The sequence below is a fragment of the Streptomyces paradoxus genome, assembly GCF_014202475.1.
Taxonomy (GTDB): Bacteria; Actinomycetota; Actinomycetes; order Streptomycetales; family Streptomycetaceae; genus Streptomyces; species Streptomyces paradoxus.
Genome location: NZ_JACHGV010000004.1, coordinates 532,883 through 545,609 on the forward strand (window position 1 = coordinate 532,883; position 12,727 = coordinate 545,609).

General features: G+C 72.6%; 7 protein-coding genes and 1 tRNA gene. All 8 read left to right on the forward strand.

Features of this window, described 5'->3' with window-relative positions; translation table 11 throughout:
• The first annotated feature begins 66 nt into the window (after positions 1-66).
• The 8 genes from HNR57_RS16970 (at position 67) to HNR57_RS17005 (ending at position 12,697) form a co-directional block, all read left to right on the forward strand.
• Positions 67-657: a small secreted protein gene (locus HNR57_RS16970; protein WP_174569450.1), complete on the forward strand. Its 591-nt coding sequence runs from the start codon at positions 67-69 to the stop codon at positions 655-657.
• A gap of 224 nt (positions 658-881) precedes the next feature.
• A complete protein-coding gene (locus HNR57_RS16975; RefSeq protein ID WP_184560830.1) occupies positions 882-2,420 on the forward strand; it encodes a DUF7059 domain-containing protein in 1,539 nt (512 codons plus the stop codon).
• Between the two features lie 223 nt (positions 2,421-2,643).
• Positions 2,644-2,841, forward strand: a complete 198-nt coding sequence (locus HNR57_RS16980) for a hypothetical protein (RefSeq protein WP_184560831.1) — start codon at positions 2,644-2,646, stop codon at positions 2,839-2,841.
• A gap of 246 nt (positions 2,842-3,087) precedes the next feature.
• Positions 3,088-5,916 carry a type I DNA topoisomerase gene (gene topA / locus HNR57_RS16985; RefSeq protein ID WP_184560832.1) on the forward strand — a complete coding sequence of 943 codons (2,829 nt, stop codon included), beginning with the start codon at positions 3,088-3,090 and terminating at the stop codon, positions 5,914-5,916.
• A gap of 153 nt (positions 5,917-6,069) precedes the next feature.
• Complete coding sequence (gene tmk, locus HNR57_RS16990) at positions 6,070-9,426, forward strand: dTMP kinase (RefSeq protein ID WP_184560833.1); 3,357 nt, start codon at positions 6,070-6,072, stop codon at positions 9,424-9,426.
• Positions 9,427-9,555: 129 nt separating this feature from the next.
• Positions 9,556-10,761, forward strand: a complete 1,206-nt coding sequence (locus HNR57_RS16995; protein ID WP_184560834.1) for a DNA polymerase III subunit delta' — start codon at positions 9,556-9,558, stop codon at positions 10,759-10,761.
• Between the two features lie 132 nt (positions 10,762-10,893).
• Entirely contained in the window at positions 10,894-12,513 is a 1,620-nt protein-coding gene (locus HNR57_RS17000; RefSeq protein WP_184560835.1) for an alpha/beta hydrolase, read from the forward strand.
• A 107-nt stretch (positions 12,514-12,620) separates the two neighbouring features.
• Positions 12,621-12,697 (forward strand) — tRNA-Thr (locus tag HNR57_RS17005).
• Positions 12,698-12,727: the final 30 nt, after the last annotated feature.

Sequence of the window (12,727 nt, forward strand, 5' to 3'; positions counted from 1 at the left end):
GGTCTTAATAGACGTCTGGCGTGCGGTTGCCGTGCATCTGGCGTGTATGTTCCGGGGCCGAGAGCCATGGAAGGGACCAAACCGGTGAACAAGAAGCTCGCGGCCGCACTGTCCGGCGGTGCGGTACTGGTACTGGCGCTGTCGGGCTGCGGCGGCGACGACAGCAACGAGAAGCTGGACTCCTGGGCCAAGCAGGTCTGTGACGCCGTACAGCCGCAGGCCAAGAAGATCGAGTCGGCCAATGCCGCGATCCAGAAGGAGACCTCGGACAACAGCACGCCCGAGGACGTCCAGAAGACCGACGCCCAGGCCTTCCAGGACATGTCCGACGCCTACAAGGCGATCGGGACCGCCGTGAACAAGGCCGGGGCCCCGGATGTCGAGAACGGCGAGAAGAAGCAGCAGGACGCGGTCAAGGAGCTCAACTCGATCTCTGCCTCGTACGCCTCGCTGAAGAAGCAGGTCGACGGGCTCGACACCAAGGACCAGGGCAAGTTCGCCGACGGTCTGAAGGACATCGCCACCGAGCTGGACAAGCTGAGCCAGAGCGGGAACGACGCCCTCAGGAACCTGGAGGAGGGCGAGGTCGGCCAGGCGATGGCCAAGCAGTCCAGCTGCAAGGCGGCGACGGCGTCGGCGGGGGCCACGCAGAGCTGAGAAGCGGCGGCTGGGTGACTGCTGGGCCAAGCGTGCCTGTTGTGCCCAGTGTTCCTGTTGCGTCTAGTGCGCCTGCTGGGCCAAGCGTGGCGGTTGAGCATAAGCGTGGCTGTCAGGCCCGAGCGTGCCTGTTGTGTTGTGCCACGTGCACCTCTTGTGCCAAGCGGCCGAAGCTCGTGCGAACCCCGGCACGGGCAGGTGCGGCACCCGCACCGGCGGCCACAATGGGGGGCGTGAGTAACGCCAGCCAGTCACCCCTGCCCCCGCTGCCCGCCTCCGACCGTCCCGAAGCCGCCGCCCGGCTCCGGGACGCCCTGCTCGCGGCCTCCTTCACCGCCGACGGACTGCTCGAACTGCTCGGCGCCCCCGCGTACGCGGCGCTGGCCCGGAGCGAGACCGTGCCCGCCCTCCGGGCGACCCGCGGGGACACGCCCCTGGAGATGCTCGTCCGGCTGTTCCTGCTCCAGCAGCCGGTGCCGCACGCGCGTGTGGCCGAGGTCCTGCCCGTGGACGCCTGCCTGGAGAGCGGCTGGCTGGCCCGGGCCGGCGGGGACGAACTCGCCGCGACGGTGGACGTCCGGCCCTACGGCGGGCCCGGCGGCGAGGACTGGTTCATCGTGTCGGACCTCGGCTGCGCGGTAGGCGGCGCCGGCGGGATCGGCCGGCGTGAGGAGGGTGTCGTCCTCGGCGTCGGCGGCGCCTCGATGACCCTCGCCGGGATCACCGTCCGTACGCCCGTCGCCGCCGCGCTCGACCTCGGCACCGGCTCCGGCATCCAGGCCCTGCACGCCGCGCGGCACGCCACGCGCGTGGTGGCGACCGACCTCAACCCGCGCGCCCTGCACATCACCGCCCTCACGCTCGCGCTGTCCGGCACCGCGGCCGCCGATCTGCGCGAGGGCTCCCTCTTCGAGCCCGTGCGGAGCGACGAGACGTACGACCTGATCGTCTCCAACCCGCCCTTCGTGATCTCGCCCGGTGCCCGGCTCACCTACCGCGACGGCGGGATGGGCGGGGACGATCTGTGCCGCACGCTCGTTCAGCAGGCGGGCGATCGCCTGAACGAGGGCGGGTTCGCGCAGTTCCTCGCCAACTGGCAGCACGTGGAAGGGGAGGACTGGCAGGACCGGCTCAGGTCATGGGTGCCCCGGGGCTGCGACGCGTGGATCGTGCAGCGCGAGGTGCAGGACGTCAACCAGTACGCCGAGCTGTGGCTGCGTGACGCGGGCGACCACCAGGGCGACGCGGCGGAGTACCAGGCGCGGTACGACGCATGGCTCGACGAGTTCGAGGCGCGCAAGGTGAAGGCCGTCGGCTTCGGCTGGATCACCCTGCGCAGGACGAGTGCCGCCGTGCCCTCGCTCACGGTGGAGGAGTGGCCGCACCCGGTCGAGCAGCCGCTCGGCGACACGATCCGGGCCCACTTCGACCGGCTCGACCACCTGCGCGGCCAGGACGACGCCGCGCTGCTCGAAGCGCGTTTCCGGCTCGCCGCCGAGATCGTGCAGGAGCAGGTCGGGCTGCCCGGCGCGGAGGACCCCGAGCACGTCGTGTTGCGCCAGAACCGCGGCATGCGCCGGGCGACCCGGGTGGACACGGTCGGTGCGGGCTTCGCGGGCGTGTGCGACGGCACGATGAGCGCGGGCCGCATCCTCGACGCCATCGCCCAGCTGATCGGAGAGGACCCGGTGCTGCTGCGCGACCGCACACCGGCCCAGATCCGGCTGCTGGTCGAGCAGGGGTTCCTGGAGCCGGTCCGCTGAGCGGACCGCCGAGGGACGGCCTCGGGGGACTTCGAGGCGGCTCGCCAACAAATTCGAGTCGATTTGAACACCTCGTCCGAGACGGTTCGTGAGGAACCGGACGACCTTGATCCGCCGTCGTGTCGCCCCGGCGTTCACCTCGGGTTCGCCTGCCCGCCGCCCACGCGTGTCAGCCTCCCGTGGCTGGGGATGGGCGGACAGGGGAAAAGGGGCGCGGCGGGTCATGGAGAGTGAACCGGCGATCTTCGCGGGAGCGGTGTTCTCCCTGTTCGGAGGCGGGCTGCTGGCGTGGACGGTGACGCGCGTGCGGCAGGACCGGCCGGTGGCCGAGGGTGTGCGGCCGGTCGCGTCGGCGACCTTCGCCGGCGTCGTCGCGGTGCTCGCCCTGGCGGCCGGAACCTGGTGCTTCACTCGCCTCTGAGGCCCCTTCCGGCGACGTACCCGCGCGTGACCGGGGCGTCGCACTGCGCTCAGGTGCGGGCCGGCTCCCGCTACGCCGGGCGGCAGGATTGGTGGTAGTCGGGTTACCGTTCGAGTGGCCGTTGCGGGCTTTTCCCGTTTGACACGGGGGCGGGATGTACCGTCACACTCCGCAGCGTCAGCACGTACCCAGCCCCGGTGAGCGACTCCGGGGAGGCCCCAGACTCGACCGGAGAGAAGAGCGAAGTTGTCCCCGACCAGCGAGACCGCGAAGGGCGGCCGCCGACTCGTCATCGTCGAGTCGCCTGCCAAGGCGAAGACGATCAAGGGCTATCTCGGCCCCGGCTACATCGTCGAGGCGAGCGTCGGGCACATCCGCGACCTTCCCAACGGCGCCGCCGAGGTGCCCGAGAAGTACACCGGCGAGGTCCGCCGCCTCGGTGTGGACGTCGAACATGACTTCCAGCCGATCTATGTGGTCAACGCCGACAAGAAGGCGCAGGTCAAGAAGCTCAAGGACCTGCTGAAGGAGTCCGACGAACTCTTCCTCGCCACCGATGAGGACCGCGAGGGGGAGGCCATCGCCTGGCACCTCCAGGAAGTGCTCAAGCCCAAGGTCCCGGTCAAGCGGATGGTCTTCCACGAGATCACCAAGGCCGCGATCCAGGCCGCCGTGGCCAACCCGCGCCAGCTCAACCAGAAGCTTGTCGACGCCCAGGAGACCCGCCGCATCCTCGACCGCCTGTACGGCTACGAGGTCTCGCCGGTCCTGTGGAAGAAGGTCATGCCGCGCCTGTCGGCCGGCCGTGTCCAGTCGGTCGCCACACGTCTCGTGGTGGAGCGGGAACGCGAGCGCATCGCCTTTCGTTCGGCTGAGTACTGGGACCTGACGGGCACCTTCGCGACCGGCCGCGCCGGAGACTCGTCGGACCCGTCGTCGCTGGTCGCGCGCCTGCAGACCGTCGACGGCAGGCGGGTCGCGCAGGGCCGCGACTTCGACTCCCTGGGACAACTGAAGAGCGCGAACACCCTCCACCTCGACGAGGCGAACGCCCGCGCCCTGGCCGCCGCCCTGGAGCAGACGCGGTTCGCCGTCCGCTCCGTGGAGTCCAAGCCGTACCGCCGCTCGCCGTACGCCCCGTTCCGTACGACGACGCTGCAGCAGGAGGCCAGCCGCAAGCTCGGCTTCGGCGCGAAGGCCACCATGCAGGTCGCGCAGAAGCTGTACGAGAACGGCTACATCACCTACATGCGTACGGACTCCACGACCCTGAGCGACACGGCGGTCTCCGCCGCCCGCGCCCAGGTCACGCAGCTGTACGGCGCCGATTACCTGCCGCCGCAGCCGAGGACGTACGCGGGGAAGGTCAAGAACGCGCAGGAGGCCCACGAGGCGATCCGCCCCTCGGGTGATCGTTTCCGCACTCCCGCCGAGACCGGACTGACCGGTGACCAGTTCAAGCTCTACGAGCTCATCTGGAAGCGGACCGTCGCCTCCCAGATGAAGGACGCGACCGGCAACAGCGTCACGGTGAAGATCGGCGGCACCGCCTCCGACGGCCGGGACGTCGAGTTCAGCGCGTCCGGCAAGACGATCACCTTCCACGGCTTCCTGAAGGCCTACGTGGAGGGCGCCGACGACCCGAACGCGGAGCTCGACGACCGCGAGCGCCGGCTGCCGCAGGTCTCCGAGGGCGACGCCCTGAGCGCCGAGGAGATCACGGTCGACGGGCACGCCACCAAGCCCCCGGCCCGCTACACCGAGGCCTCCCTGGTCAAGGAGCTGGAAGAGCGCGAGATCGGCCGCCCGTCGACGTACGCGTCGATCATCGGCACGATCCTGGACCGCGGCTACGTGTTCAAGAAGGGCACGGCCCTGGTGCCGTCCTTCCTGTCCTTCGCCGTGGTCAACCTCCTGGAGAAGCACTTCGGGCGGCTCGTCGACTACGACTTCACCGCCAAGATGGAGGACGACCTCGACCGCATCGCCCGCGGCGAGGCCCAGTCCGTGCCGTGGCTGAAGCGGTTCTACTTCGGCGAGGGCACGGTCAGCGGTGGCGCGGCCGACGCCGGCAACGGCGACGGTGACCACCTCGGCGGCCTCAAGGAGCTGGTGACGGACCTGGGCGCGATCGACGCGCGCGAGGTGTCGTCCTTCCCGGTGGGCAACGACATCGTGCTGCGGGTCGGCCGCTACGGGCCGTACATCGAGCGCGGCGAGAAGGACACCGAGCAGCACCAGCGCGCCGACATCCCCGACGACCTGGCGCCCGACGAGCTGACCGTCGACCTCGCCGAGGAACTGCTCGCCAAGCCGAGCGGCGACTACGAGCTGGGCACGGACCCGGCCACCGGCCACACCATCGTCGCCAAGGACGGCCGCTACGGCCCGTACGTGACGGAGGTCCTCCCCGAGGGCACCCCGAAGACGGGCAAGAACGCGGTCAAGCCGCGCACGGCGTCCCTGTTCAAGACGATGTCCCTGGACACGGTGACCCTCGACGAGGCCCTGAAGCTGATGTCGCTGCCGCGTGTCGTCGGCGCCGACGCCGAAGGCCAGGAGATCACCGCGCAGAACGGCCGCTACGGCCCGTACCTGAAGAAGGGCACGGACTCGCGCTCGCTCCAGGCCGAGGAGCAGCTCTTCACGATCACGCTGGAGGAGGCGCTGGCGATCTACGCCCAGCCCAAGCAGCGTGGCCGGGCCGCGGCCAAGCCGCCGCTGAAGGAGCTGGGCACCGACCCGGTGAGCGAGAAGCCGGTCGTGGTCAAGGACGGCCGCTTCGGGCCGTACGTCACCGACGGCGAGACCAACGCGACCCTGCGCTCCGGCGACAGCGTCGAGGAGATCACCCCGGAGCGCGGTTTCGAGCTGCTCGCCGAGAAGCGCGCCAAGGGGCCGGCGAAGAAGACCGCGAAGAAGGCGGTCAAGAAGGCACCGGCGAAGAAGACGACCACGGCCAAGAAGACCGCGGCGAAGAAGACCACGGCCGCGAAGAAGACGACGGCGAAGAAGACCACCGCGAAGAAGACGGCCGCCAAGACGGCGACCGCCGCCAAGTCCGCGGAGGACTGAGCCCGTTCGAGTCCTGTGCGCATTCGGACCGACGCGTCCGGATCTTCGCCCCGGGTTCGGAAAGCGAACGCCCCGGCAACACTTCGGTGTCGGGGCGTGCGCATGCCAGGCCGCGCCCTCCAGGGTGCCGGTGGCTCCCGATAGGCTGAACGCATGACGCGAGCCGACCACCCAACGGCCCCTCAGCCCGCCCCCGACGACGCCCTGGTCGCGGACTCCCGCGAGCGTGCCGTCCGCGCCCTGCTGCGACGACCGCAGCTGAAGCAGTTGTGGAGCGCACAACTCGTGGGCGGCGTGGGGGACACCCTCGCCCTTCTCGTGCTGGTCGTCCTCGCGCTCCAGACGGCCGTCGCCGAAGGCTCGTTCGGAGGCGGTTACCGGGGCGTCGCGTTCGCAGTGGCGACCGTTTTCGGGGTGCGCATCCTCGCGACGCTCCTGTTCGGCGCCGTTCTGCTCGGCCCGCTCACCGCGCTCACCTCGCAGGACGGGCCGCTCGACCGCCGCTGGACCATGGTGGGCGCCGACGGGCTGCGCGCGGCGCTGCTCATCGTCGCGCCCCTGTGGATCGACTGGACGCCCGGGAACGCACTGGCCGTCCTGCTCGTCACGGTCTTCGTGATGGGGGTCGCCGAGCGGTTCTGGACGGTGTGCCGTGAGAGCGCGGCCCCCGCGCTGCTCCCCGCCCCGCCGCCGGAGGGCGCGACGGTCCGGCCGCTGCCCGACCACATGGACACCCTGCGCCGCCTGTCGCTGCGCACCGGCTTCGTGGCGATCCCCCTCGCGGCCGTCGCACTGGTCGTCGCGGCCCTGTTCAACAACCTGCTGGGCACCGGGATCGACTGGTTCGGCCAGCACCAGGCGGCTCTCGCCTCCTACCTGGCCGCCGGCCTGTTCGCCGCGTCCCTGTCGGTGCTGACCTTCCTGGAGCTGCCCGGCACGCGCACCCCGCGCGCGCGGTCGCCGCTCGAAGGGCTGCGCCGCCCGAAGACCGGCAACGGCGCCGACAAGGGCCGCACCGGCGCGATGCCGCTGCTGGTCCTGTCCTGCGCGGCCGTCGCCGCCGCGGTGTCGGCCGCCGTCGCCGTCGCCGTGCTGCACGCCAAGGACCTGGGCGGCGGCCCGGTCCTCTACGGCCTGTTCGTCGCCGCCCTGACCGGCGGTGTCGTCGTGGGCATCCGTACGGCGCCCGCCCTCGTGCCCGCCCTGTCGCGCCGCCGGCTGCTCGCGCTGACGATCGCCTTCACCGGCGTCGCCCTGCTGGCCGCCGGGCTGGTCCCGGACGTCACCACCGTGCTGCTGATCCTCGCGCTGGCCGGCCTCGGCGCGGGCCTGTCCGCCAACATCGGGCACACCCTGCTCGACCAGGAGACCGAGGAGTACCGGCGCGCCCGCACGACGGAGCACCTGCACGCGGTCGTCCGGGTCTGCGTCGCGCTCGGCGCGGTGATCGCCCCGCTGGTGGCGGCGGCGATCGGACCGCACCGGCTGGAGAGCGGCAAGTTCGTCTTCGCGCACGGCGGCGCGGCCTTCACGCTGATGCTGACCGGCGCCCTGCTGCTGCCCGTCGCCGCGCTGGTGCTGGCCAAGGTCGACGACCGTTCCGGTGTGCCGCTGCGGCAGGACCTGAAGGACGCGCTGCTCGGCGGCGACGACCCCGAGCAGGGGGCAGCGGCCTCCGGCTTCTTCATCGCCCTGGAGGGCGGCGACGGGGCCGGCAAGTCCACCCAGGCCGAGGCGCTGGCCGAGTGGATCCGCGCCAAGGGCCACGAGGTCGTGCTGACGCGCGAGCCGGGGGCCACGCCCGTGGGCAAGCGGCTGCGCTCGATCCTGCTGGACGTGTCGAGCGCGGGCCTGTCGCACCGCGCGGAGGCGCTGCTCTACGCCGCCGACCGGGCCGAGCACATCGACACCGTCGTACGGCCCGCCCTGGAGCGTGGCGCGGTCGTCATCTCCGACCGGTACATCGACTCGTCCGTCGCCTACCAGGGCGCCGGCCGTGACCTCTCGCCGACCGAGATCGCCCGGATCAACCGCTGGGCGACGAACGGGCTCGTGCCGCATCTGACCGTGCTGCTGGACGTCGCCCCGGAGACCGCGCGTGAGCGGTTCACCGAGGCGCCGGACCGGCTGGAGTCGGAGCCCGCCGAGTTCCACGCGCGCGTAAGGGCCGGTTTCCTCACCCTGGCCGCGGCCGACGCCGGACGCTACCTGGTGGTGGACGCCGGCCAGGAGCCCGAGGCCGTCACGACGGTCATCCGGCACCGGCTCGACCAGGTGCTGCCGCTCTCCGAGGCCGAGATCAAGGCCCAGGAGGAGGCCAGGAAGAAGGCCGAGGAGGAGGCCCGCCGCAAGGCCGAGGAGGAGGCCGCCCGCAAGGCGGAGGAGGAGCGCCTGGAGCGTGAGCGCCAGGAGCAGCTGGCCAAGCTGCGCGCCGAGGAGGAGGAGCGCAAGCGGCGCGAGCTGGAGGAGGCCCAGCGGCGCGAGGCCGAACGGCAGGCGGAGGAGGCCCGGCGCCGGGCCGAGGAAGCGCGCAGGAAGGCCGAGGAGGAGCGGGCACGGCTCCTCGCGGAGGAGAAGGCCCGGGCCGAGGAGGAGGCCCGCCGCAAGGCCGAGGAGGAACGGCGCCGCAAGCAGGCCGAGGAGGAGGCGCGGCTGCGCGCCGAGGCCGAGGCGCTCCGCCTGGAGAAGCAGCGCAAGGCCGAGGCCGCGCTGCTGCGGGCCGAGGAGGCACGACGGCTCGCGGAGGCGGCGGCCGCCGCGGCCGAGGCCGGGCCGAAGAGCTCCACGCCGAAGACCTCCCCCACGCAGGGTGGCGCGCCCGCCGCGGCCCATCAGGACGCGGCGACCGTGCCCACCCCGGTGGTGACACCGGGCGGTGCGGGGGACGACACGACCGTGCTGCGCCCGGTGCGGGACGACGGGCAGGGTGCGGACCGGTCCTCCGGCGAGTCGGAGGCCGAGGTGACGGCGGAGCTGCCGATGCCGCCCGCGCCCGGGGAGCAGACGGAGGTGCTGCCGCCGGTCGCGCCGCGCGCCGGGGAGGAGACCGAGGTGCTGCCGCCGGTGCGCGACCGGGACGCCTCCGGAGCGGCCGACGAGACGGCGGTGCTGCCTCCGGTCCGCCCGGCGGACGCCGAGGAGACGGCGGTGCTGCCTCCGGTCCGCCCGGCGGACGCCGAGGAGACGGCCGTACTGCCTCCGGTCCGGCCGGACGACGCCGAGGAGACGGCCGTCCTCCCGCCGGTGCGCGGGGACGAACCGGCGGACCGGGTTCCGCCCGGGTACTTCCGGAAGGACACCCCGCAAGCCCGGCCCGACGGCACCGAGGACCGTACGCGGGAGATGCCCCAGGTCGACGCCGACGGGGCGCCGCGCCGCCGCCGGTCCGACTGGGCCGAGGAGACGCCGCTGGACGACCTGCCCTCGCTGGCGGACGAGCTGCTCGGACCGCACGACGACGAGCCGGACGACAGGCGTGGTCGCCGGGGCAGGGGCGGCCGGGGCCGCTGACGCCTCCGGCGGCCCGGCCCGAGAGCCCGGTCTCCGCACCGCGAGCCAGTGGGGGTGGCAGGCGTTGTCAGTGGCCGCCCCCACAATGGATCTCGCAACGCAGCACGTGACGGAAGGGCGGCGTGACCCATGACCGTGTGGGACGACCTCGTCGGGCAGGAGAGGGTGAGCGAGCAGCTGGCCGCTGCCGCCCGGGATGCCGACGCCCTGGTCACCGCCGCCACCACCGGCACCCCGCCGCCCGAGGCGTCGAAGATGACGCACGCCTGGCTGTTCACCGGCCCGCCCGGAGCCGGGCGGAACCAGGCGGCGCGCGCGTTCGCCGCGGCGCTGCAGTGCGTCAGCCCCGACCGCGCCCTCGGCGGCTCCCCGGGCTGCGGATTCTGCGACGGCTGCCACACGGCCCTCATCGGCACCCACGCCGACGTCACCACCGTCGCCGCGGTCGGCACCCAGATCCTCGCCGACGACATGCGCGACACCGTCCGCAAGTCGTTCACCTCACCGGCTACCGGCCGCTGGCAGATCATCCTCGTCGAGGACGCCGAGCGGCTGAACGAGAAGTCGGCCAACGCCGTCCTCAAGGCCGTGGAGGAGCCCGCTCCGCGCACGGTGTGGCTGCTGTGCGCCCCCTCCATCGAGGACGTCCTGCCGACCATCCGCTCCCGCTGCCGCCACCTGAACCTGAGCACGCCGAGGGTCGACGCGATCGCCGACATGCTCGTCAGCCGCGAGGGCGTCGAGCCGGACGTGGCCGCCGCCGCGGCCCGGGCGACCCAGGGCCACGTCGACCGGGCGCGCCGCCTGGCCACCGACCCGGCCGCGCGTGAACGCCGGGCCGCCGTGCTCAGGCTGCCGCTGCGCGTCGAGGACATCGGCGGCGCGCTCAAGGCCGCCCAGGAGCTCGTCGACGCGGCCGCCGAGGACGCCAAGCAGCTCGCGGAGGAGACGGACTCCAAGGAGACCGAGGAGCTGAAGGCCGCTCTCGGCGCCGCCCAGGGCGGCCGCATGCCCCGGGGCACCGCGGGGGTGATGAAGGACCTGGAGGACAAGCAGAAGCGCCGCAGAACGCGCACGCAGCGTGACAGCCTCGACCTCGCCCTCACCGACCTCACGGCCTTCTACCGCGACGTCCTCGCCCTCCAGCTCGGCTCGCGCGTGGCCATCGCCAACGCGGACGCCGAGGACGCCCTGGAGCGTCTCGCCCGCGGCAGCTCCCCGGAGTCCACACTCCGCCGTATCGAGGCGATCGCCGCCTGCCGCGACGCCCTCGACCGCAACGTGGCGCCGCTGCTCGCGGTGGAGGCGATGACGATGGCACTCAGAGCGGGCTGAGGGGCCGGCCGGACACATGGGCCGGACCTGCGCCGGACACACGGGTCCGGCATGCGCTTGACGCCGTAACTCGTACGAGGCACGACACGCACGCACGGCATCCAATCCGTCGCCCAGAGTTACGCTCGCTGGATGTACACACGGCGCCCCTCCCGCTCCGCCTCCGGCTCCGGCGGTCTCCACCGCAGGACACGAAACCGGGCCAAGACCGCCGCCGGTCTCCTCGCCACGGCCGCGCTGCTCGTCTCCGCCTGCTCCTCCGGCGGCGCGACGACGTCCGCCGCCTCCGCGGCGGCGGAGGCGGCACTGGTCGCGCTGCCGCAGGCCACGCCCGCGGCGCTCTCGTCGTACTACGGGCAGCAGCCGGCCTGGCGCGCCTGCGGTGTCCCCGGCTTCGAGTGCACCACCCTCAAGGTGCCGCTCGACTACGCCAAGCCGTCCTCCGGCGACGTCCGGCTGGCCCTCACCCGCAAGAAGGCCACGGGCCCCGGCAAGCGGCTGGGCTCGCTGCTCGTGAACCCGGGCGGACCGGGCGGCTCGGCGATCGGCTACGTCCAGGCGTACGCGGGCATCGGCTACCCGGCCGAGGTGCGGGCCCGCTACGACATGGTGGCGGTCGACCCGCGCGGTGTGGCCCGCAGCGAACCCGTCAAGTGTCTGGACGGGCCGGGCATGGACACGTACACGCAGACGGACGCCACGCCCGACGACGGGAGGGAGACCGACGGGCTGGTCGCGGCGTACCGGACGTTCGCCGAGGGCTGCGGCGCGGACGCGCCCCGGCTGCTGCGCCACGTGTCCACCGTGGAGGCGGCCCGGGACATGGACATCGTGCGGGCGGTGCTCGGCGACGAGAAGCTGAACTTCGTCGGCGCCTCCTACGGCACCTTCCTCGGTGCGACGTACGCCGGGCTCTTCCCGGACCGGGCGGGGCGGCTGGTGCTGGACGGCGCGATGGACCCGTCGCTGCCGGCCCGGCGGCTGAACCTGGAGCAGACGGCGGGCTTCGAGACGGCGTTCCGGTCCTTCGCGAAGGACTGCGTACGGCAGGCCGACTGCCCGCTGGGCGGCAAGGGCACCCCGCCCGAGCGGGTCGGCGAGAACCTCAAGGCGTTCTTCGAGAAGCTCGACACGCGGCCCGTCCCCACCGGCGGCGGGGACCGCAAGCTCACCGAGTCCCTCGCCACGACCGGTGTGATCGCGGCCATGTACGACGAGGGTGCCTGGGAGCAGCTGCGCGAGGCGCTGACGTCCGCGATGAAGGAGAACGACGGCTCCGGACTGCTCGTCCTGTCCGACGGCTACTACGAGCGGGACGCCGACGGCGCCTACAGCAACCTGATGTTCGCCAACGCGGCGGTGAACTGCCTGGACCTGCCCCCCTCCTTCGACACCCCCGACGAGGTGCGCGGGGCGCTGCCCGAGTTCCGGAAGGCGTCGCCGGTCTTCGGCGAGGGTCTGGCGTGGGCCGCGCTGAACTGCGCGTACTGGCCGGTGCACGCCACGGGTGAGCCGCACCGGATCGAGGCGAAGGGTGCGGCGCCCATCGTCGTGGTCGGCACGACCCGGGACCCGGCGACCCCCTACCGCTGGGCGCGGGCCCTGGCCGGCCAGCTCTCCTCGGCCCGCCTGCTCACCTACGAGGGCGACGGCCACACGGCGTACGGCCGCGGCAGCTCCTGCATCGACCGGACGATCAACGCCTACCTCCTGCGTGGCACCCCGCCCACGGACGGAAAGCGCTGCTCATAGCCCTGCTGCCGGCCCCGGAGGGCCCGCCTCCGGGGCTGGTGCGGAGCACCCTCGGAAAATGTGTAGACTTACCGTCGTTGCTGATCGCACCATGGTGCGGACAGCGCGCCGCCTTAGCTCAGATGGCCAGAGCAACGCACTCGTAATGCGTAGGTCTCGGGTTCGAATCCCGAAGGCGGCTCCACTGGAACCCCAGGCCGGATGCTTTCCGGCC

Excerpts from the sequence above, each read along its gene's own strand:
- HNR57_RS16970 (WP_174569450.1), top strand. The coding sequence starts at position 67 with ATGGAAGGGACCAAACCGGTGAACAAGAAGCTCGCGGCCGCACTGTCC.
- HNR57_RS16975 (WP_184560830.1), top strand. The coding sequence starts at position 882 with ATGGGGGGCGTGAGTAACGCCAGCCAGTCACCCCTGCCCCCGCTGCCC.
- HNR57_RS16980 (WP_184560831.1), top strand. The coding sequence starts at position 2,644 with ATGGAGAGTGAACCGGCGATCTTCGCGGGAGCGGTGTTCTCCCTGTTC.
- tmk (WP_184560833.1), top strand. The coding sequence starts at position 6,070 with ATGACGCGAGCCGACCACCCAACGGCCCCTCAGCCCGCCCCCGACGAC.
- HNR57_RS16995 (WP_184560834.1), top strand. The coding sequence starts at position 9,556 with ATGACCGTGTGGGACGACCTCGTCGGGCAGGAGAGGGTGAGCGAGCAG.
- HNR57_RS17000 (WP_184560835.1), top strand. The coding sequence starts at position 10,894 with ATGTACACACGGCGCCCCTCCCGCTCCGCCTCCGGCTCCGGCGGTCTC.